Consider the following 20,133-nt stretch of genomic DNA (forward strand, 5'->3'; position numbering starts at 1 on the left):
ATTCAATCGGGGACGACGGCGTCGACCTCGATTTCAACCAACCATTCGGGATTTACGAACCGGTTGATCGCCATGATCGTGTCCACGGGTCGCGCGTCCAGACAGTACAGCTTGCGGGCCTCGATCGCCTGCTTCCAATTGTCGATATCGGTCAGGATCACGCGGGTTCGGACGATGTCCTGCAAACCCGATCCGGCACGCTCCAGCGCATCCTTGATGATCTCAAAGCATTGCTTGGTCTGCAGATAGACGTCCCCGACCCCGACTGTCTTGCCTTGCGCATCGACCGGGGCAGTCCCCCCGACCGCGATGAAATCCCCCACCCGAACGGCGCGACTGAAACCGACGACCGCCTCCATTGGGTTTCCATTCGATATCAGTTCCCGTTTCCGCAACATTCATCCGGCTCCTCTCTTCCCGACCAAATGAGTCTCTGTAGATTCATTTGGCCCCAAATCCGGGCATCGGTCGAGGCCTTTTGACGCCGGGCCGGACCACCCGCGCAAAACGCGGCAACGTCCCTTGACGTTTCGCCCCCCGCATCCAAATTCAGATCAGGGCAGGCACCCGCGACCCTGCGCCCTCTGGTACTTTCTGCACAAGCAGCGTAGAAGGGATGCTGCGCAGAATTTTTTGGAGCCCCGCACGAATGAAAGAGCATCGTGGCCGTCTGACGAAGGACGGTATCCGCATCTACGAACAGACTGACCTTGCCGGCATGCACGCGTCAGGGGCTCTGGCGGCGCGCATCCTCGATGATATTGCCGAGCATGTCTTTCCCGGCCAGACCACGGGCGAGATCGACCGGATCATCACCCAGATGGTCGAGGACGCCGGCGCGAAATCGGCCACTATCGGTTACAAAGGCTATCAGCACGCCAGCTGCATCAGCGTGAACCACGTGGTCTGCCACGGGATTCCCGGGGACAAGAAGCTCAAGGATGGCGACATCCTGAATATCGACGTGACCGTGATCGTAGACGGCTGGTTCGGCGACACGTCGCGCATGTACGTGGCCGGAAAGCTGCCGCGCAAGGCCGAGCGGCTGATCCAGGTGACCCACGACGCCCTGTTCAAAGGCATTGAGATGGTCAAGCCGGGCAACACCTTCGGTGACATTGGCCACGCGATCCAGTCTTACGTCGAAGCCCACCGCATGAGCGTCGTGCGCGATTTCTGCGGGCACGGGCTTGGCCGCGTGTTCCACGCGCCGCCCAACGTGCTGCACTATGGCCGCCCGGGCACCGGCGCGGTTCTGGAAGAAGGCATGTTCTTCACCATCGAGCCGATGGTGAATCTGGGCCGCCCCGAGACCAAGACGCTGGCCGATGACTGGACCGCCGTGACCCGCGACAAGTCGCTGTCGGCGCAGTTCGAGCATTCGGTGGGTGTGACAGCGGACGGGGTCGAGATCTTTACCCTGTCACCGGGCGGCAAGTTCCACCCGACCTACTCCTCCTGATCGGCGGCCTGATCGCGCAGAAGCTTCAGCAGTAGGGTGTCCGGGCCCCAAGGCGTCACCGCGTCCTGAATGAACACGGGTGCGGGCCGAGGCTGTGGCTCGGGTCCTGAGGAGGCCTGCGCCTCGAACCGGGCGGGCCAGAGCGGGCGTGAGAGTGCGCGATCCATGACCGCAGTCTAGCACAGGCCGGTCAATGACCCAAAAGCCGCGGCACGTCCTTCATGTCACGGATGACTTCAGCCCCGAGCCCGGCCAGGCGCGCGCCGTCATCATGCGGCGCATAGGCAAGGCACCTCATCTGGGCCCGGATCGCGGCGGTCACACCGTTCGCACTGTCCTCGATGACGACGGGCGACTTCGCACCGAAATGTCGGGCCGCGGTCTGGAACAACCCCGGCTCGGGCTTGGCGCTGCCGACCTCATGGGCCGAGAAGATCGCGCCCTGGAACCTGTCCCACAGCCCGTTCTGGCCCAAGGTGATCTGCATCTTCTCGCGCCGCCCGTTCGAGGCCACACAGAATGGAATGCGCTGTTCGTCCAGATGGCGCAGCAACTCGGGGATTCCCGGAATCACGGGAACACCGGCGCGCAGCACATCATAGATCTGCGCATAGATCTGCTCGGTCCAGTCATCGGGCAGGTCAGCGCCCATCTTGCGAGCCGAGTCCCGGACGCCCGACATGGTGCCGCCCACGAACATCGACATGCAGTCCTGCAGCGACAGGTGCAGCCCATACCCGGCCAGGTTGTCGACCATCACTTGATTGGAGATCGTTTCACTGTCGACCAAGACACCGTCGCAATCAAAGATTACCAGATCATGCATGCGTTCCGTCCCGCCACATCAGAGAGATATGGGTGTCGCCGTATTTGCGCGCATCGTGCAGCGTAAAGCCTTCGGGCGGGGCCATCGGGGCGTTCTCTTCCCAGACCACCAGCGTGTCATCGGCCAGCCAGCCGCCCTTGAGTGCCGCCACCAGCGCCTTTTGCCCCATTCCCTTGCCATAGGGCGGGTCGAGAAAGATCAGGTCGAACGGCGCTTCGGGATTATCGCCCAGCCGCGTCGCGTCGCGGCGGATCAGGGCGGTGCGGTCGGCGCTGCGGGTCAGGTCTATATTCTTGCGGATCAGCCCCTGCGCCACCCGCCCGTCATCGACGAAGGTGACATGCGCCGCGCGGCGTGACAGCGCCTCGAGCCCCAGCGCGCCGGTGCCGGCGAACAGGTCCAGCACCCGCAGCCCGTCGAAATCGATCAGGTGGTTCAGCACATTGAACAGGCTTTCGCGCACCCGGTCGGTGGTGGGGCGCAGATGCGCGCCTGCATCCCCCTTGCCGACCGAGGCCAGCGCCCGGCCCCGGAAGTCTCCGGCGATGATCCTCACGCCTTGAGCAGCGGTTTCAGATCCGCTGCGGGGTCGGCCACCACCGCCGGATCCGCGGTTTTCCCTGCGTCGATCAGGCGCTTGCCGACCATATAGGCGCGCGGGTCGTTCATCGCATCCACGGCCAGCAGCTGATCGCCCTGGTAATACCAGAACGAGGTGGTCGCTCCCTCGCCCGGACGGGTTACGACGTGGTCATAACCCATGTTCAGCCCGGCGATCTGCAGCTTCACGTCATACTGGTCCGACCAGAACCAGGGCGTGGCCACGTAATCCTTGCCCGCGCCCAGCATGTTCTGCGCCACCACCTCGGCCTGGTCGATGGCGTTGGGCACGCTTTCCAGACGGATTCGCCGGCCCTTGTAGGGGAACGAGGCGCAATCGCCCGCCGCCCAGATATCGGCGGCAGAGGTGCGGCCCTGCACATCGGTTTTGATACCGTTTTCGATCGCAAGCCCGGCCGCTTCGGCCAGTTCGGTGGCCGGAGCGATGCCCACGCCGACCACCACGAAATCGACCTCGAGTTCGGTCCCGTCGCCCAGCACCGCGCCGGTGACCTTGCCATTCTCGCCGGTGATCCGGTCCAGCCCTACGCCTTCGCGGATGTCCACGCCATGCGCGCTGTGCAGTGCGCGGAAATAGTCGCTGGTCTCGGGGGCCGCGACACGCTGCAGGATGCGGTCAGCCATCTCGACCAGCGTCACCTGCACGCCGCGTTTGGCGCAGACCGCCGCGGCCTCGAGCCCGATATAACCGCCGCCCACGATCAGCGCCCGCGCGCCTTGGGTGACGGCGGGGGCCATCGTGTCCACATCGGCCAGCGTGCGCACCACATGCACGGCCGCCAGGTCTCCGCCGATCGCGGCAGGCAGGCGGCGCGGATGCGAGCCGGTGGTCAGGGCAAGCTGGTCGTAGGATATCACCTCACCGCTTATGGTCACGGTCTTGGCCGCCGGGTCGATCGCGCCCACCTGCTGGCCCAGACGCAGGGTGATATCGTTCTCGGCATAGAAACTTTCGGGGCGCAGGTAGAGCCGTTCAAGCTCCATCTCGCCCAGCAGATACGCCTTGGACAGCGGCGGGCGCTGATAGGGCAGCACGGGTTCCGCCCCGATCAGGGTGATCGCCCCGTCAAACCCGCCTTTGCGCAGCCCGGCCACCAGTGATGACCCCGCCTGCCCGGCTCCGATCACGACGATATGGCTCATCTGGTCCGCCCCCTGTCAATTTCCCGTGGCTTGTGCCACCCGCCCACCTATATTGCGGCAAGGAGCGAGTTTGCAATTTCAATCGACAGGAGCATGAAGATGATTTCAACCGGCGACACCCTGCCCGAAGCAACCCTGATCCAGATGGGCGCTGACGGACCGGAAGAGGTGCGGGTCTCCAGCAAGGTCAAGGGCCGCAAGGTGGTGATCTTTGCCGTGCCCGGCGCGTTCACCCCCACCTGCCACTCGGCCCATGTGCCCAGCTTCATGCGCACCAAGGACCAGTTTGCGGCCAAAGGCGTGGACGAGATCATCTGCGTGTCGGTCAACGACCCCTTCGTGATGAAGGCCTGGGGCGAGGCCACGGGCGCAACTGCGGCCGGACTGACCATGCTGGCCGATCCGGCCTCGGAATTCACCAAGGCGATCGGCATGGATTTCGACGCCCCGCCAGCCGGCCTGATCGCGCGCTCCAAGCGCTATGCGATGCTGGTCGAAGACGGCAAGGTCGTGGCGCTGAACCTGGAGGAAAGCCCCGGCGCCTGCGAGATTTCGGCTGGCGAAGGCTTGCTCGAAGTCATCTGACAGGACGGCCCCGGTGCGCACCGGGGCCATGCCACAGATCACGTTGGATGAAGGCCAATTAACTTGGCCCGCACCCGCGGATTGTGCCAGTGTTCCTGCATGGGAACCGGGAGCTCATTCATGAAAAGAATTCTAGCAGTCATTACTTTGGGTGGCGCGGGACTGTTGACCGCGTGCGGGCCTGCGCCAACACCGCAGCAACAGGCTGCGCGCCAGCACGAAATCGCCTGTCTTGGCGGCACCCTGGGCGGCGCGTTGATCGGCGGCGCCATCGGCAACCAGTTCGGCGGTGGGTCGGGCAAGGATATTCTGACCGCAGCCGGCGCCGTGGCCGGCGGGGTCGAAGGCCAGAGATTCGCATGCTGAGGAGCGCCAGGATGAAACACTCGGTTCTATTGATGACGGCCCTGATGATGGCAGCACCTGCCGCCGCAGACAGCGTGGCCGAACTGAATGAGCGCGAATTGAACGCGATCGACGCCAACAACGACGGTTTCCTGTCGCGCGACGAATTCGATGCCTTTTCGGATTACGCCTATCAGGAAATGGACGATGACAAGAATGGCACGCTCGGTCTGGACGAGGCCAAGCCGTTCATGGATATCAAGATGTTCCAGAAGATTGACCGCAATCGCGACAACTCTATCTCTCGGTCAGAGTATGACTCGCAGATGAATGACGATTTCCTGTCTGCGGACAAAGACCGGAACGGTCAGTTGGATTGAGGCCCGGCGCCCCGGCACGGCTGACCCTGTGACCAACAGGAGCGCAGGCATGAGAGTATTTTATTGGCTTGGCGCGGTCGTTCTGCTGGCAGCGTGCGACGTCCCGCAGGCGCCGGTCGTGACCGGGCCGGACGGGCAAGCGCACATTCAGATCAATACGGCAGGTCTGACCTGCTATCAGACGCGCTGTCTGGACATCAATCCGGCGGCGCGTAGCGTACGGATGATGGGCAATCGCACCGCCGGAATCCCGCGCGACATCGACGTGAGCGACGGTACCGTGACCCCGGCCGAGTTCCGTCGTCTGGGCGAGGTAGCGATGTTGGCTGGGGGCATGGGGTCGCGGGGCGACCGCGGCTAAAGCAGGCTGTCCATCTTGCGCGCAAGCTTGGCGTCCTGAGACGACAGGCCGCCCACGTCATGAGTGGTCAGCACCACCTCGACCGTGCGGTAGACGTTGGACCATTCGGGATGATGGTTCCATTTTTCCGCAAAGATCGACACTTTGGTCATCCAGCCGAAGGCATCGACAAAATCGTCGAAGATAAAGGTCTTGGTGATCGCGTCTCGATCCTTGACCATGGTCCAGCCGTTCTTGAACAGCGGATCCAGCAGCGGGCCACGGGTCTCGGTCGACAGAAGTTCGCTCATTGCTGTTCCTCCGGGTTGGCTTTTCTGAACGGGCCGTAATCCGTCAGAATTTCGATCTCTTCCCCCACCGCGCGGGCCTCGGCCTCGAGATACCGCGCGACGGCGTCCGCAAAGCCGGGATCGGCGATCCAGTGCAGGCTGTGCGTGCGCGTGGGCAGATAACCCCGCGCCAGCTTGTGTTCTCCCTGCGCGCCGGCTTCGACGCGGTCAAGACCATGCGCGATGGCAAAGTCGATCGCCCTATAGTAGCACAGTTCGAAATGCAGGCAGGGGTGATGTTCGTTGCAGCCCCAATAGCGCCCGAACAAGGTCTTGCGCCCGATGAAGTTCAGCGCCCCCGCGATCGGGTATCCGCCCCGCTCGGCCAGCACCAGCGCCACGTCATCGGCCATGGTTTCGTGAACGATGTCAAAAAATTGCCGCGTCAGATAGGGCGAGCCCCACTTGCGCGCGCCGGTGTCCTGATAGAATTCCCAGAACGCGTCCCAGTGTTCGGGACGAAGATCGGCACCACTCAGGGTGCGGATCTCGCCGCCAAAGGCATTGGCCTGCGCCCGTTCCTTGCGGATGTTCTTGCGCTTGCGCGAGGACAGTGCGGCGAGGAAATCGTCGAAGTCGGTATAGCCGTCGTTCAGCCAGTGAAACTGCTGCGAGTCGCGCGCCAGCAGGCCCATCTGCTGCCCGGCCAGCGCCTCGTCCTGGGTGCAGAAGGTGACGTGCAGCGACGACAGGCGGTTGTCGGCGGCCAGTTGCACCGCCCCCTGCACCAGCGCCGACATGGCGATCCCGTCATAGCCGGGCCGTGTCAGAAACCGCCGCCCGGTGGCCGGGGTGAAGGGCACCGCGATCTGCAATTTCGGGTAATACCGCCCGCCCGCGTTTTCATAGGCATGGGCCCAGCTGTGATCGAAGATATATTCGCCCTGGCTGTGCGACTTGGCATACATCGGCGCGGCCCCGATCAACAGGCCGTCCAGATAGGCGGTCAGGTATTGCGGCTGCCAGCCGGTGCCCCGCCCGACCGAGCCGCTGTCTTCCAGCGCGCGCAGGAACCGATGCGTGGTGAACGGGTCCAGCGGGCGGGTGCCGTCGGCGGCCTCGGGGCAGGCGCAACTGTCCCATTCGGCCGCCGGGATCTGATCCAGCGCCGACAGAACCCGTATCTCGATCTGTGACTGGTCCATGTGCCCTCCTGCGTCCCCTGAACTATCTGTGACGCCGGCAGCCGGGTTCAACCCGGAATGGCGGCCAGATAGTTCTCGAAGGTCACGTTGTCGGCCACCTTGCGCGCCTCGGCCTCCTGTTCGGCCGAGCGCACCGTCCAGCACAGGATCGGCACGCCTTGCGCCTTCAACTCGGCCACGCGGGGGCGGGACAGGTCCTGCACCTCGTGGCTGATGAAGCTGGCGCCAACCCGGTCGAAATCGGGGATCTCGCGCAGGTGGTCGCAGACCTCGGCCGGCAGATGCTCGACTTCGGGCTTGTAGGAACAGGTCGTCAACCCACGCGGCATCTCCGGCGCAAGCCGGGCCAGCTCGGCCACCGAGTTGGGGTTGAATGACATCAGCGCGACCGGGCCGTCATAGGACTTGAGCAGCGCGACCGCGTCTTGCTCCAGCCGCCCGTCCACAGGCCCCATCGCACCGTGCTGATCCTTGAACTCGATCAGCAGCGGCACGCGGCCGGCCACCAGTTGCAGAACTTCCTCAAGCGAAGGGATACCCTCGTCCCCGTGCAGCAGCGGAAGGTCCGCGGCCTCGGCCCGGGTGATCTGCTGAATGGCGCCCGGCCGCCCGGTCAGGCGCGTCAGATCATAGTCGTGAAACACCATGGCATGGCCGTCCGACGTCAACTGCAGGTCAATCTCGATCCCGTAGCCCGCAGCAATGGCGGCCCGGATGGCCGCCCGGCTGTTTTCCGGGCGGTTCTGGCGAATGTCATGCAACGCCCGATGCGCGATCGGCGCGCCCATGAACACACGAGGCAGAGACGGTGTCATTGGATCTCGAAAATCCCTTCGATCTCGACGGCCACGCCCAACGGCAGCGACGCGGCGCTGACGGCCGAGCGCGAATGGCGGCCGGCATCGCCCAGCGCCTCGACCAGGAAGTCGGACGCACCGTTGATCACCTGCGGCTGGTCGGTGAAATCGGCGGTCGAGTTCACGAAGCCGGTCAGCTTGATCACCCGCACCAGCTTGTCGATGTCCCCGCCGCAGGCCGCTTTGACCTGGGCCAACAGGTTGATGGCACAGACCCGGGCCGCCGCCGCACCGGCGGCCACATCCAAATCGGCGCCCAGCTTGCCGGTTATCAACGCATCGTCCTTCGAGATCTGGCCCGACACATAGACGATGTTGCCCACCCGCACGAACGGCACGTAATTGGCTGCCGGTGCGGGGGCGTCCGGCAGGGTCACGCCCAGGGATTCCAGTTTGGCTGCGATGCTCATGTGATTGTCCTCAACTTCATGTGACTCGGGCGGACGCTAACCGGGAACACCGCCCACGGAAAGCCGGAAACCGGCAATTTCGCATTTGCCCGCGATTTGGGCAGGTCTCCACTCATGCGGATGTGTTGAATGCAGGCCACTTTACCCGGGTCCGGCGCGCGGGTTAAACGCTAGGAGTTTCCTTTCGAGTGCGAAACGACTATGTGCCGTTGAATTGGTCCGTTGTGCCAACGAGAAAACGTATTGATTGAGTGTCCGGCTGGATTACATCCGGACGATCGGGAGTAACCAAGACCGTGTCCAACCGGATCCGTTTCAAGCACATCGTCGCAGTGTCGCTGTTCGCGGTTCTGTCGGCCTGCGCGTCGCAACCCCAGGACGCAGCGGCCCGCGGCGAGGTCTTCGACCCCTACGAAAACGCAAATCGCGGCATTCACAAGTTCAATCTGGGCGTCGACCGGTTCCTGTTCCGCCCGGCCTCGAAAGGCTATGTGAAAATCGTACCCGACCCGATGGTCACCAGCTTCAACAACTTCGCTGAAAACATCTCGTTGCCCGGACAGGCCGTCGACTATCTGCTGCAGGGCAATCTGAAACAGTCGGGCAACGCACTGCTGCGGTTCGTGATCAACTCGACCGTGGGCGGGTTCGGTCTGTCCAAACCGGCGGATGAGTTGAACCTGCCGCCGGTTGATACCGATTTCGGCGAAACGCTTCATGTCTGGGGCTTCGGCGAAGGGGCTTATGTCGAACTGCCGTTCTACGGCCCCTCGACGACCCGGGATGCGGTCGGCGTTGTGGTCAACCTGTTCTCGAACCCGATCAACTTCTCGCCGACGCGACCGGCCGACAACCTGGGCGTCTATGCCGAGGTGGTACGGCGGATGGGCGATCGGGGCAGATTCTCGGACACGGTCGACTCGATTCTGTACGAAAGCGCAGACAGTTACGCTCAGGCCCGCCTGATCTATTTGCAAAACCGCCGGTTCGAACTGGCAAGGGACGATGAGGATGCCTATCTGGGTCTGTATTCCGATCCCTACGCCGATACCGGCACCGACCCGGTCAGGGACCCATACCTTGACCCTTACGAGGACCCATATGAGGACCCCTATGCTGAATAACGCCATGAACCGCCGTACCTTTGCCGCCACCGCCCTGGCCGGGCTGGCCGTGGCTGGCCTTCCGCAGCAGACCCTGGCGTTGACCGAGGCCAGCGCGACACAACTGGTCAACAGCGTCGTTGCCGACATCACGCGCGTGATCGAGTCGGGCAAATCCGAAAGCGCCATGCTGCGCGATTTCGAAAAGATCTTCGTGCAATATGCCGACGTTCCGATCATGGCACGCTATGCGCTGGGCGCCGATGCGCGCAGCGCCAGCAATGCGCAGATGCGCGAATTCACCAAGGCTTTCCAGGGGTATATCTCGCGCAAATACGGTCGACGCTTCCGCGAATTCATCGGGGGTGAGGTCACCGTCAAGAATGCCCGCAAGATCAAGGCCGGTTACGAGGTTCGCAGCAGCGTCAAGCTGCGCGGCGAAGCACCGTTCGAAGTGACCTTCCTGGTGTCGGACAAGTCGGGTCGCGACAAGTTCTACAACATGTTCATCGAAGGGGTGAACCTGCTGCTGACAGAGCGGACCGAGATCGGCGCCATGCTGGATGCGCGCAAAGGCAACCTGGATCAGCTGATCAATGACCTGAAAAAGACCGGCTGAACCAAACGGTCAGAGTAGTGATGACGCCGCGCAGGATCCCCGCGCGGCGTTTTTCGTGGCTCAGTTCAGGCGTTCGCCTGTCGCTTTCGCAAAATAGGACACTTTGCTCATGTCAAAGGCCAGGTTCAGCATCTGACCGGCCCTGGCGCTGGTCTCGGCATGCAGGCGCGCAGTGACCTGTTTGCCGCCCAGTTCCGACACGACGTAGGTATCGGCACCGGCCGGTTCCACCATATCGACCAGGCAGGCGGCCTCTTGCACACCGGCACCAGCGCGGAACCCGGATTCAGCGATATCCTCGGGGCGCAGGCCCAGGATCACCTCTTCGGGCAGGTCCAGATCGCGCGTATCCGTCAGCACGATCGGGTCAGCCCCATCCCGCGCAATGGCGACCTGCGTGCCGGTCCCGTTGCGCTGGACCCGCGCCGGGATCAGGTTCATCGCCGGCGAGCCCATGAAATCGGCCACGAACAGGTTGGCGGGGCGATTGTATATCTCGGCCGGAGTGCCGATCTGCTGCACCACACCGCCCTTCAGCACCACGATCTTGGTGGCCAGGGTCATCGCTTCGATCTGATCATGGGTCACATAGACGATCGAGGCATCCAGCGTCTGATGCAGCTTCTTGATCTCGGTCCGCATCTCGACCCGCAGCTTGGCGTCCAGGTTTGACAGCGGTTCGTCGAACAGGAACAGCTTGGGGTCACGCACCAGAGCCCGGCCCATTGCCACACGCTGTCGCTGACCACCCGACAATTGGCTGGGGCGGCGGTTCAGCAACGGCTCGATCTGCAGAAGCGAGGCGACCTCTTTCAGCTTGGCGTCCTGAGTTGCCTGATCGACCCCGCGCACCTTCATGCCAAAGGTGATGTTCTTGGCCACCGACATGGTCGGGTACAGGGCGTAGGACTGGAACACCATCGCGATGTCGCGGTCTTTGGGGCTGACATGAGTCATGTCCTTGCCGCCAATCGACAGCGTCCCGCCCGAGATCGGCTCGAGCCCGGCGATGCAGTTCAGCAGGGTCGACTTGCCACAGCCGGAAGGGCCGACCAGCACCAGGAAGTCGCCCGGTTCGATCGAGATGTTGATGTCCTTCAGAATCTCGGTTGCGCCGTAATTCTTGTACAGGTTTTGGATATCGAGGATGGGAGCCATGGGTTATCCCTTCACGGAACCGGCGGTCAGGCCGCGGATGAAATACTTACCGGCAACGACATAGACGAGCAGCGTCGGCAGCCCCGCGATGATCGCGGCGGCCATGTCGACGTTGTACTCTTTGACGCCGGTGGTTGAGTTGACGATGTTGTTGAGCGCCACGGTCACGGGCTGCGTGCCCGCCTGGCTGAACGAAACGCCGAACAGGAAATCGTTCCAGATCTGGGTGAACTGCCAGATCACGGTCACCACGATGATGGGCAGCGACAGCGGCAGGAAGATCGACCAGAAGATCCGAAAGAACCCGGCACCATCCACTCGCGCCGCCTTGGTCAGCTCGGTCGGGATGGTGACGTAGTAGTTGCGGAAGAACAGCGTTGTGAAGCCAAGCCCATAGATCACGTGGACGAAGATCAGGCCCGGAATGGTTCCGGCGATCCCCATCATGCCCAGCAGACGCGCCATCGGCAGCAGGACCACTTGGAACGGGATGAAACAACCGAACAGCATCAGAGAAAAGATGATGTTGGCCCCTTTGAAACGCCATTGCGCGACGACAAATCCGTTCAACGCCCCCAGAAGGGTCGAGATTGCCACGGCAGGGACCGCAATCAGGACCGAGTTCCAGAAATAGGGCCGCAGGCCTTCGCACTGGATACCGGTGCAGGCGCCTGACCAGGCGGTTTTCCAGGCATCCAGACTGACCTCGCGCGGCAGCGAGATCAGCGATCCCGTGCGAATTTCCTCGAGGCTTTTGAGCGATGTGGTCAACATCACGAAAAGCGGCATCAGGTAGTAGAGCGCAAAAAGACCAAGCAGGACATACAGCAACCAACGCAAGGCAATCTTGCCCGTGGCACTCTGGCTGCGGGTTCGGGTTTGGGGCATCGACAGATCAGTCATTTTTCGCCCTCAGTTCTGAGTAGAGGTAAGGAACCACGATGGCAAAGACGACCAGCATCATGATCATCGCGGACGCCGCCGCCTGGCCGATATCGCCGCGCGAAAACGCCATCGCGTACATGTATGTTGCGGGCAAATCGGTTGCGTAACCCGGACCGCCGCCTGTCAGGGCGATGACAAGGTCAAAGCTCTTGATCGCAAGGTGTGCCAACACGATGAAGGCCGACAGGAAGATCGGAGCCATCGACGGAATGATGATTGCCGTATAGATCCGCCAGGTGGGGATGCCATCGACCTGCGCGGCCTTGATGATCTCGCCATCCACCGAGCGCAGTCCGGCCAGGAACAGAGCCATGACAAAACCCGAACTCTGCCAGATCGCGGCGATGACGATCGTGTAGATCGCGTAGTCCGGGTTCACCAGCCAGTCGAACTTGAAATTCGGAAAGCCCCAGCCCTGGACCATGGCCTCGATACCCAGACCCGGGTTCAGGATCCACTTCCACGCGGTGCCGGTCACGATCATCGACAGCGCCATCGGGTACAGGTAGATCGTACGGATCGCGCCTTCGACGCGGATCTTCTGATCCAGCAGGATCGCCAGCAGCAGGCCCAGCACCATCGCGATCACGATGAACAGCGCGCCAAAGACGTAAAGGTTGTTGATCGCCGTGTCCCAGCGGGGCGAGTCAAACAGGCGGTCATATTGGATGAAGCCCTTGATCTCGTATTTCGGCAGCAGTTTCGATCGGGTCAGCGACACCCAGGCGGTCCATCCGATAAATCCGTAGACAAAGATCAATACGGCGATGAACGACGGTGCCAGCACCACCTTTGGAAGGTGGTTTTCCAGCCATTCGGACATTTTTTCCTCCGGGGAAAGATGCTCTGCCCCGCAGTATAGGGGGCAGAGCGTGTTGGATCAGTAGCTGTTTGCCACCGCGTCCGCCAGTTGCTGAACCGCGTCAGCCGAGGACATATCCGAGTTGAAATGCGCGGTCACGACGTCGGTGATCGCACCAGCCTGCGCACCGCGCAGCGCCATGCCATGCGCGTAGGACGGCAGCAGCGAGCCATTGGCGGACGAAGCGCCCATGTCTTCGGCCGAGATCTTGGCGCAGATGTCGAACTTGTCCAGCGCCACGTCGGTCCGCGCCGGGATCGAACCCTTGTTCAGGTTGAACACTTCCTGGAACTTGGGCGCGACGATCAGCTTGGCCAGCAGTTCCTGACCGGCGCGCTTGTCGTCGCCGTCCACGTCGAACATGGCAAAGCTGTCGACGTTGTACAGGTATCCGTCACCGGGGGTCGAGCCACACAGGAAGTCTTCGCCCGGGACTTTGCCCGCGGCCAGGAATTCACCCTTGGCCCAGTCACCCATGATCTGGAAGGCGGCCTCACCGTTCATGACCATGGCGGTGGCCAGGTTCCAGTCGCGGCCCGAGAAGTTCTCATCAACGAACCCGCGCAGGGTGCGCATCTGGTCAAAAATCTGAACCATCGTGTCCGAGGTCAGAGTCTCGGGGTCCAGATCGACAAAGGCCTTCTTGAAGAACTCGGGTCCGCCGATGCCCAGCGCAACTGCTTCGAAGACGGTTGCGTCTTGCCAGGCCTGACCACCATGGGCCAGCGGGATGATGCCTGCGGCCTGCAGCTTCTCGGCAGCGGCGTTAAACTCGTCCCAGGTGGTCGGCATCTCGATGTCATTGGCGGCCAGGATGTCGGCATTTGCCCAGATCCAGTCGATACGGTGCACGTTGACCGGTGCGGCACACCAGGTGCCTTCGCATTGCATATGCGCCGCGATCGAGGCGGGCAGGACTTCGGCCCAGCCCTCGGCCTCGGCAACGTTCGAGATGTCCGCCAGAACACCCTCTTCGTACCATTCTTGGATCGCCGGGCCTTTCAGCTGAACGGCGGTCGGCGCGTTGCCGGCCAGAACGCGGGCGCGCAGCGCGGTCATCGCCGCGTCTCCGCCGCCGCCTGCAACGGGCATATCCGTCCAGGTGCCGCCATTGGCCGCGAACTCTTCCTGCAGAACGGCGACCGACTTGGCCTCGCCGCCCGACGTCCACCAGTGAAGAACTTCGGCCTGCGGTTCGGCCATCACCGACGTGCCAGCCAGAACGGCCAGCGACGACGCCGTGGCGAGTGCGAAACGTTTCATGTTTGGTATCCTCCCAGATCCTTGTTTGCTGCCGCGGGGCAGCGATGCGGGACATTACCGGCAGCCGCTTGCCGTCTGGCAATGGCAAATTCCCATGTATCCGGCGCGGGCTGCAAATTTTCCCGCCTTTTGTTACAGCGTGTTACGTTGACCTTGAATCTGTTGCAGTCCGTTACAATTGAGGGCAGCGTCGAGGGGGAAATCGGGGAGGAACAGCGTGAGCATTCCACGTCTGCTGGTTGTGGATGACGATCCGGAAATCCGGTCGATGTTGACCCAGTTCTTTCACCAGAACGGGTTCATTGCCCTGCCAGCAGCCACCGAGCGCGAGGTGCAGGCACACCTGAAGTCAGGCCGCATCGACCTGATCCTTCTGGACGTGATGCTGGGTGACGAGAACGGGGTCGAGATCTGCGCCCGGCTGCGCCGCGAGCAGGACGTGCCGATCATCTTCGTGTCGGCCCTGTCTGCCGATCATCAGCGCATGGCCGGGTACGAGGTGGGCGCCGACGACTACATCGCCAAGCCGTTCAACCCGCAACTGCTGCTGGCGCGTGTGCGCGCGGTGATGCAGCGCGCGCGGCGCACGCCATCGCTGGCCTATCGCCGGCGGATCCGCACGTTCCGCTTTGGCGGATGGGTCTATGACGGCAAACGCGACGAGGTGCATGCCCCGGACGGGTACCAGGTGTCGCTGTCGCAGCGCGAAACCGCGTTGCTCAAGGTGCTGCTGGCCAACCCGCACATTCCGCTGACCCGCGACGAGATCGCCGCCGCGCTGGACGTGACCGGCACCGGTGACAAGCCCGAAGCGCAGGGTCGGGCCATCGACGTTCTGGTGGGGCGGCTGCGCTCCAAAATCGAGGCCAACCCCAAAGATCCGCAGATGCTGCGCACGGCCCGCGGTGTCGGCTATGTCTTCGCCTGCGAGGTCACCGTGGAACAGGAGGCATGACCCTGCGCCTGCGGGATCTGGGCTGGGCCTGGAGCCTGGGTGCGTTTGCTGCCGGGCTGCTGGCGGCAGGATTGTGGTTTTCATCCGTTCGCAACTGGGACGCCTATCTGACCCGGGCCTATGTTGCCGGGTTCTCGGTCTACGAAGATCTGCGCACCGGTCGCGCCTCGCATCCCGACGTATTGATCACGCCACTGCCGCCCGAGGCCGCAAGTCTGGCCGATGCGGGTGAATTCGAGCAGTTGCCCGACCTTGCAGGACGCCGGTTTCTGACCAACCTGTCCATTCTGACCGACAGCTCCGCGCCGCTCAGCGGGCGGAACCTGACGCTTGCGGTCTTGTCCGACCGGCTGGTCTATCCGGTATCCGACATCGTGTCAGGCAACGACCAGACCGGGCCGCAGAAGATGGGCAACCTGACACGCCTGCTGGCCACCTATTGCAGCGAACCCATTCTGGTGGCCCGGTTCGGACAGGGCGCTTGGCAGAAGATCGACGGTACGCAGGTCTGGGGGTGCGATGCGGCCCCGACCGACCTGCGCCTGCCTGCGATCTTTCTGGCCGTCGTGGCACTTGCGATCATTCTGACATCAGTCGGCAATGTGACAGACAGCTTTTCGCGGTTCTCCCAGTCGCTGCGTGACCGCCGGCGCAGCGGGGGTCCGGACAGCTACGACATGTCCGGGCCGGCCGAACTGCGCGACATCGTATCGGCGGTAAACACGCATCTTGAGGACGAACGCGCACAGCTGGAAAAGCGTGCTACGGTCCTGTCCGGCGTCAGCCACGACCTTGGGACACCAGCGGCCCGCGTGCGTCTGCGCGCGGCGCTGATACCGGACGCCGAGTTGCGAGAGAAGCTGGAGTCCGATGTCGACCAGATGACCGGCATGATCGAAAGCGTGTTGACCTACACCCGCTCGGAACTGAGCATCGAGGACCCGCGCCAGATCTCTCTCACCTCACTGGTCGAGTCGCTGGTTGCCGACTATCAGGACATGGATCTGCCTGTGACCCTGAAACAGGTCGCCCCGGTCGAGGTGGAGGGCGCGGCGTCGCTCTTCATGTCGCGGCGCGGGCATGGCTCGCTTCCGGAAACCCGCCGCATCCTTGTCATGGCGCGACCGATCTCATTGAAACGGGCGTTGACGAACCTGATCGACAACGCGCTGAAATATGGGCGCCACGCAACGGTTGAACTGGAAACCGACGCGGAAACCGCCACGATTGTCGTCGAAGACAAGGGAACCAACTTGTCCGTTTCGGATATCGAGGCGCTGATGGCCCCGTTCCGGCGCGGTTCGAACATCGGGTCGTCCGACGGGTTCGGGCTGGGCCTGACAATCGTTGCAACCGTGGCAGAACAGCATGGTGGCTCGCTGCGCTTTGAAGCGGGTGATCAGGGTCTGCGGGCGCGGCTGCAAATCCGGCGCTGAGACCGTTCACACGCAGGCTAGGAATAGCTTCGCACCAAGGCACTTGCGATCAGGGACCACCCATCTGCAATCACGAAAAACGCCAGTTTGAACGGCAGCGAAACCGTGGCGGGCGGCACCATCATCATCCCCATCGACATGAGTACCGCGGCCACTACAAGATCGATGATCAGAAACGGTAGAAATATCAGGAATCCGATCTGGAACGCGCGGGCAACCTCGGACAGCATGAAGGACGGCATGAGAACCGAAAGAGGCGCCTCCGGCGACAGCTCCATCGACGCGGTGTCGGGGCGCAAGGCCGCCATGGCCCGAAACGTGTCGCCATCCAGCCGCGCCACCATGAACTCGCGGAACGGCACCATGGCACGTTCCAATGCAGGCTCTACCGTAAGTGTTTCTTCGACCATCGGTCGGATCCCGGTGTCCCAAGCGTGGGTAAAAACCGGCTCCATGATGAAGTAGGTCAGAAACAGCGCCAGGCTGACGATCAGCATGTTGGGCGGGGACTGTTGCAATCCGATCCCCTGCCGCAGAATGGCCAGTACCGTGACCAGAAAGGGGAAACAGGTCACCATGATCGCAAGGCCGGGTGCCAGGCTGAGCACCGTGATCAGCAGGATTAACTGAATGGTTCGCGCCGATATGGATCCGCCGTCGCCCAATGACAGCGACAGTTCCTGTGCCGATGCCAGTGCTGGTGTCAGCACAAGGATCGCCAATGCACACCAAGCCGCCCGGCGCATCATCCAAGTCCGTTCTGGAAATCCGAAATCTCGGTCAGACGCACCGCCAATTGACCGGCATTGTCCCCCTCCATTTCCTCGAGCAGACCACGGGCGACCAATTGGTCGCCGACATACAGATCCACCGGATCTTCGACCCGTTTGTCCAAGGTCAGAACGGCGTTCTCACCCATGCTCAACAGGTCGCGTATCAGGGGGCGCGCCCGACCGACGGAAACCGTCACCTCTATGGGAACGGCTTCGAACGGGTTGGGTCTTTCAGGTTTGGATGCAGGTGCGTCACTCATTTGACAAAGCCTCTTTTGCCTCAAAAACATATGCGTCGAAAGCGGCGGCGATCGCGTCCAGCAGCGCGGTGCAATCAACCTCGGACCGGGCGGTGCCGACCTGCAACCGCGCCTGACCCGGCAGCAACCCGGGGTCCGCGACGACCTTGGGGAGGGGCGTTATGTCGGCGGGCAACATTGCCTCGACATCCCCTTCAACACCGGGTGGAACCAACAGAAGGATCGGTTGTGCAACCTGCGCCTTGGCCATTTCGCTTAACTGCTCGATCACGCGCGCGGCAAGCCCCCGATCCAAGGCGTGCGGAAGGACGGTCTGAACCAGAGCACTGAACATCGGTTCAAGCGACAAGGTCATCCGGGTCAGAGCTTCCTGGTAGGTGAAGGACATGTCGGAGAAGGCTGCCCGCATATCCTCGGTCAGCGCAGCACGACCTTGGGTTTGGGCCTGCAACGCATCCTCCCACCCGGCACCATATCCGCGTTCGAAAGCGGCGAGCCTCTCTTCCTCCAAAGCTTCTTCGTCCAGCAATCGCAGGTTCGCGCCGTCGGCCTGAGTCGTGAAATCCTCGAGCAGGTGGGCGATCGACATCACACCTTCTCCTTTTTTTCTTCCAGCCAGCTCCGCAGAATTTCGACCGTTTCTTCCTGTTTGTCCCCGATCAGGGCGCGCAGACGGCCGACCGCATCTTCGCTTGCCGTGGACCCAATCGCAGGCACAGAGCCTCCGTTTTCGCCCTGGCCGGTGAGAGCGCTGAATTCCTGTCCATCAGCATCTGAGATTTCACCGACAAGATATGGCGCGCCGCCCCCGGCGGAGGCTGCGGCAGGCGGCAAGGCTGGCACTGCGGCAGAACCGGTCAGGATCGGCCGGATCACGAACAGCCCCATGACCAGCGATACGATGGCCAACACTGCCATCTGTATCAGCGACATCGTATCCAGATGGATGCTTTGCCAGACCGAAGCGGTCGCCAATGTTCCTTGCGGTTCGACATTGGGCAGTTCCAGGGATTTCAGCGTGATGACATCCCCGCGATCCGCATTGAAGCCCACGGCCGAGGCGACAAGCTCTTCCAGAGCGTCCAGTTCCGGCTGTGCCATCGGCATAAAAACCTCGGCACCGGTGGCGTCCGTTGTTCGGGTTCCGTTGACCAGCACGGCAACCGTCAGGCGTTTGATGGCCCCCGGCACCCGCAGAACTTCAAGCTCGGTCTCTGAAACCTCATAGTTGATCCGCTCGCGGGTTTGCGTGGCTGAAGAATTCGATTCATCGCTGCCATTGCCGTCCCCGTCCGGCAGGTTGGAAGCAACTGTTACATCAGACGACTGATTGCGGGAGGTATCCGACCGTTCCTCGACATCGGTGCTGATTGCGACACGGCCCTTGGGGTCGAACCGCCGCTCTCTTATGGATTCGGTCTCGGTGACCGTGTCGACGCTGACTTCGACCACCGCATTGCCGGGTCCGACGCGTGCCTCGACCAGCCGCAGGACGCGGTCGCGCAGGACCTTGGCCTTGTCATCGGCAGTGTCGGCGGCAACCGCCGTCTCTTGCGGGCCGATCACCGCACCGTTGGAATCGATCACCGCAACATCCTCGGGCGCGAGGCCGGTCACGGCGGAGGCCACCAGAAATCGGATCGCCTTGGCCTGCTCAACCGTGATCTTGGCCCCGGATGGCACCAGATAGACCGAAGCGGTTGGCGAAACGCTGGGCTGGAACGGGCTTGTGGACCCGCTGGCAATGTGAACCCGCGCCTGCCCTACATGAGGGCTGCTGACGATGGTTCGCGCCAGTTCACCCTCCTTGGCGCGCCGATAGGCAGCGTCGAACATCTGCGAGGTCGTACCGAACCCACTCAGCGTATCCAGCAGTTCATAACCCCGGTTGCCATTTGCAGGCAGACCCTCGCTTGCCAGGGTCATGCGCAACTCGTCGCGTTGCGAGCCCGGAACATAGATTGAGCCGCCACGAATCTCGTAGGTGACACCGCGTTGATCCAGGGCGCGGACGATATCCCCCGCCGCCCCGCTTTCCAGCCCCGCATAGAGGAGTGTCATGGACGGAGATGTCACCAACCGCGAAATCGCCAGGACACTCAGGAACACGACGACAGCCGCCCCCGCCACGATGATTTGTTTGCGCCTGCCCAAACTTGCCCAGACAGTTCCGATCTGCTGCACGCTCACCTCCGACTCGCCGACATTCTGTGCGGCTCGTGCCCTGTTTGAACGATTGCCCTTAACAATCGGTTAGTCCCTGCGGGGTTATGACGGGTGCCGAACGCAAGAATG

26 protein-coding genes are annotated in these 20,133 nt (G+C 62.5%); 9 read left to right on the forward strand and 17 right to left on the reverse strand.

The window, feature by feature from the left end; genetic code table 11:
* Window positions 1-2: 2 nt before the first annotated feature.
* On the reverse strand, window positions 3-398 hold the full coding sequence (locus K3752_RS15315) for a RidA family protein (protein ID WP_260063703.1): 396 nt from the start codon (window positions 396-398) through the stop codon (window positions 3-5).
* A gap of 251 nt (window positions 399-649) precedes the next feature.
* Between K3752_RS15315 and map the strand changes: the two genes are divergently transcribed.
* Window positions 650-1,462 (forward strand): type I methionyl aminopeptidase, encoded by an 813-nt coding sequence (gene map / locus K3752_RS15320; RefSeq protein WP_260063704.1) that lies wholly within the window; start codon window positions 650-652, stop codon window positions 1,460-1,462.
* Here map and K3752_RS15325 read toward each other — a convergent pair.
* From K3752_RS15325 to K3752_RS15340, 4 genes are read right to left on the reverse strand one after another with little or no spacing between them, the layout of a single operon-like run.
* Window positions 1,450-1,629 (reverse strand): hypothetical protein, encoded by a 180-nt coding sequence (locus K3752_RS15325; protein ID WP_260063705.1) that lies wholly within the window; start codon window positions 1,627-1,629, stop codon window positions 1,450-1,452. The genes map and K3752_RS15325 overlap by 13 nt on opposite strands.
* A gap of 23 nt (window positions 1,630-1,652) precedes the next feature.
* On the reverse strand, window positions 1,653-2,288 hold the full coding sequence (locus K3752_RS15330; RefSeq protein WP_260063706.1) for an HAD family phosphatase: 636 nt from the start codon (window positions 2,286-2,288) through the stop codon (window positions 1,653-1,655).
* A complete protein-coding gene (rsmD, locus tag K3752_RS15335) occupies window positions 2,281-2,844 on the reverse strand; it encodes a 16S rRNA (guanine(966)-N(2))-methyltransferase RsmD (RefSeq protein ID WP_260063707.1) in 564 nt (187 codons plus the stop codon). Before rsmD ends, K3752_RS15330 begins: the two co-directional genes overlap by 8 nt.
* Window positions 2,841-4,052: an NAD(P)/FAD-dependent oxidoreductase gene (locus K3752_RS15340; RefSeq protein WP_260063708.1), complete on the reverse strand. Its 1,212-nt coding sequence runs from the start codon at window positions 4,050-4,052 to the stop codon at window positions 2,841-2,843. The genes rsmD and K3752_RS15340 overlap by 4 nt, the downstream gene beginning before the upstream one ends.
* A gap of 99 nt (window positions 4,053-4,151) precedes the next feature.
* On the opposite strand from K3752_RS15340, the gene K3752_RS15345 reads away from it, so the two are divergent.
* The 4 genes from K3752_RS15345 (at window position 4,152) to K3752_RS15360 (ending at window position 5,723) form a co-directional block, all read left to right on the forward strand.
* Window positions 4,152-4,637 (forward strand): peroxiredoxin, encoded by a 486-nt coding sequence (locus K3752_RS15345; RefSeq protein ID WP_170360950.1) that lies wholly within the window; start codon window positions 4,152-4,154, stop codon window positions 4,635-4,637.
* A 120-nt stretch (window positions 4,638-4,757) separates the two neighbouring features.
* Window positions 4,758-5,003, forward strand: a complete 246-nt coding sequence (locus K3752_RS15350) for a glycine zipper 2TM domain-containing protein (protein WP_170439942.1) — start codon at window positions 4,758-4,760, stop codon at window positions 5,001-5,003.
* 11 nt (window positions 5,004-5,014) lie between these two features.
* On the forward strand, window positions 5,015-5,362 hold the full coding sequence (locus tag K3752_RS15355; protein ID WP_170360535.1) for a hypothetical protein: 348 nt from the start codon (window positions 5,015-5,017) through the stop codon (window positions 5,360-5,362).
* 49 nt (window positions 5,363-5,411) lie between these two features.
* Window positions 5,412-5,723 (forward strand): hypothetical protein, encoded by a 312-nt coding sequence (locus K3752_RS15360; RefSeq protein WP_170360533.1) that lies wholly within the window; start codon window positions 5,412-5,414, stop codon window positions 5,721-5,723.
* Here the strand turns inward: K3752_RS15360 and K3752_RS15365 are convergent.
* From K3752_RS15365 to K3752_RS15380, 4 genes are read right to left on the reverse strand one after another with little or no spacing between them, the layout of a single operon-like run.
* A complete protein-coding gene (locus K3752_RS15365) occupies window positions 5,720-6,013 on the reverse strand; it encodes a 4a-hydroxytetrahydrobiopterin dehydratase (protein WP_170341049.1) in 294 nt (97 codons plus the stop codon). The two genes, K3752_RS15360 and K3752_RS15365, sit on opposite strands and share 4 nt — an antisense overlap.
* The gene (locus tag K3752_RS15370; protein WP_260063709.1) at window positions 6,010-7,197 is read right to left on the reverse strand and encodes a GNAT family N-acetyltransferase; all 1,188 of its coding nucleotides are present in this window, start codon (window positions 7,195-7,197) and stop codon (window positions 6,010-6,012) included. The genes K3752_RS15365 and K3752_RS15370 overlap by 4 nt, the downstream gene beginning before the upstream one ends.
* Window positions 7,198-7,244: 47 nt before the next feature.
* Entirely contained in the window at window positions 7,245-8,012 is a 768-nt protein-coding gene (locus tag K3752_RS15375) for a glycerophosphodiester phosphodiesterase family protein (RefSeq protein ID WP_170364672.1), read from the reverse strand.
* Window positions 8,009-8,464 carry a RidA family protein gene (locus K3752_RS15380; RefSeq protein ID WP_170439950.1) on the reverse strand — a complete coding sequence of 152 codons (456 nt, stop codon included), beginning with the start codon at window positions 8,462-8,464 and terminating at the stop codon, window positions 8,009-8,011. Before K3752_RS15380 ends, K3752_RS15375 begins: the two co-directional genes overlap by 4 nt.
* Window positions 8,465-8,760: 296 nt before the next feature.
* Here K3752_RS15380 and K3752_RS15385 point away from each other — a divergent pair, with 296 nt between their 5' ends.
* Entirely contained in the window at window positions 8,761-9,588 is an 828-nt protein-coding gene (locus tag K3752_RS15385) for a VacJ family lipoprotein (RefSeq protein ID WP_170341043.1), read from the forward strand.
* A 4-nt stretch (window positions 9,589-9,592) separates the two neighbouring features.
* Window positions 9,593-10,186 (forward strand): ABC transporter substrate-binding protein, encoded by a 594-nt coding sequence (locus K3752_RS15390; protein ID WP_390895974.1) that lies wholly within the window; start codon window positions 9,593-9,595, stop codon window positions 10,184-10,186.
* 60 nt (window positions 10,187-10,246) lie between these two features.
* On the opposite strand, the gene K3752_RS15395 is transcribed toward K3752_RS15390, so the two are convergent.
* The 4 genes from K3752_RS15395 to K3752_RS15410 are packed head-to-tail and all read right to left on the reverse strand — an operon-like array spanning window position 10,247 to window position 14,414.
* Window positions 10,247-11,344: an ABC transporter ATP-binding protein gene (locus K3752_RS15395; protein ID WP_170341040.1), complete on the reverse strand. Its 1,098-nt coding sequence runs from the start codon at window positions 11,342-11,344 to the stop codon at window positions 10,247-10,249.
* A gap of 3 nt (window positions 11,345-11,347) precedes the next feature.
* Window positions 11,348-12,247 (reverse strand): carbohydrate ABC transporter permease, encoded by a 900-nt coding sequence (locus K3752_RS15400; protein ID WP_260063710.1) that lies wholly within the window; start codon window positions 12,245-12,247, stop codon window positions 11,348-11,350.
* Entirely contained in the window at window positions 12,240-13,112 is an 873-nt protein-coding gene (locus K3752_RS15405) for a carbohydrate ABC transporter permease (protein ID WP_170360524.1), read from the reverse strand. The genes K3752_RS15400 and K3752_RS15405 overlap by 8 nt, the downstream gene beginning before the upstream one ends.
* Before the next feature lie 57 nt (window positions 13,113-13,169).
* Entirely contained in the window at window positions 13,170-14,414 is a 1,245-nt protein-coding gene (locus tag K3752_RS15410; RefSeq protein ID WP_260063711.1) for an ABC transporter substrate-binding protein, read from the reverse strand.
* A 217-nt stretch (window positions 14,415-14,631) separates the two neighbouring features.
* Between K3752_RS15410 and K3752_RS15415 the strand changes: the two genes are divergently transcribed.
* Together K3752_RS15415 and K3752_RS15420 are read left to right on the forward strand one after the other, a co-directional pair.
* The gene (locus K3752_RS15415; RefSeq protein WP_170360520.1) at window positions 14,632-15,369 is read left to right on the forward strand and encodes a response regulator transcription factor; all 738 of its coding nucleotides are present in this window, start codon (window positions 14,632-14,634) and stop codon (window positions 15,367-15,369) included.
* On the forward strand, window positions 15,366-16,805 hold the full coding sequence (locus K3752_RS15420; RefSeq protein WP_170444054.1) for a HAMP domain-containing sensor histidine kinase: 1,440 nt from the start codon (window positions 15,366-15,368) through the stop codon (window positions 16,803-16,805). The genes K3752_RS15415 and K3752_RS15420 overlap by 4 nt, the downstream gene beginning before the upstream one ends.
* Window positions 16,806-16,822: 17 nt before the next feature.
* Here the strand turns inward: K3752_RS15420 and fliP are convergent, their stop codons facing one another.
* From fliP to fliF, 4 genes are read right to left on the reverse strand one after another with little or no spacing between them, the layout of a single operon-like run.
* Window positions 16,823-17,551 carry a flagellar type III secretion system pore protein FliP gene (gene fliP / locus K3752_RS15425; protein WP_409233604.1) on the reverse strand — a complete coding sequence of 243 codons (729 nt, stop codon included), beginning with the start codon at window positions 17,549-17,551 and terminating at the stop codon, window positions 16,823-16,825.
* A complete protein-coding gene (locus K3752_RS15430) occupies window positions 17,551-17,838 on the reverse strand; it encodes a FliM/FliN family flagellar motor switch protein (RefSeq protein WP_093964097.1) in 288 nt (95 codons plus the stop codon). Before K3752_RS15430 ends, fliP begins: the two co-directional genes overlap by 1 nt.
* Window positions 17,831-18,427, reverse strand: a complete 597-nt coding sequence (locus K3752_RS15435) for an ABC transporter ATP-binding protein (RefSeq protein WP_260063713.1) — start codon at window positions 18,425-18,427, stop codon at window positions 17,831-17,833. Before K3752_RS15435 ends, K3752_RS15430 begins: the two co-directional genes overlap by 8 nt.
* Window positions 18,427-20,022 carry a flagellar basal-body MS-ring/collar protein FliF gene (gene fliF, locus K3752_RS15440; protein WP_260063714.1) on the reverse strand — a complete coding sequence of 532 codons (1,596 nt, stop codon included), beginning with the start codon at window positions 20,020-20,022 and terminating at the stop codon, window positions 18,427-18,429. Before fliF ends, K3752_RS15435 begins: the two co-directional genes overlap by 1 nt.
* Window positions 20,023-20,133: the final 111 nt, after the last annotated feature.

The organism is Ruegeria sp. B32, from assembly GCF_025141855.1.
In the GTDB taxonomy this organism is placed as follows: Bacteria; Pseudomonadota; Alphaproteobacteria; order Rhodobacterales; family Rhodobacteraceae; genus Ruegeria; species Ruegeria arenilitoris.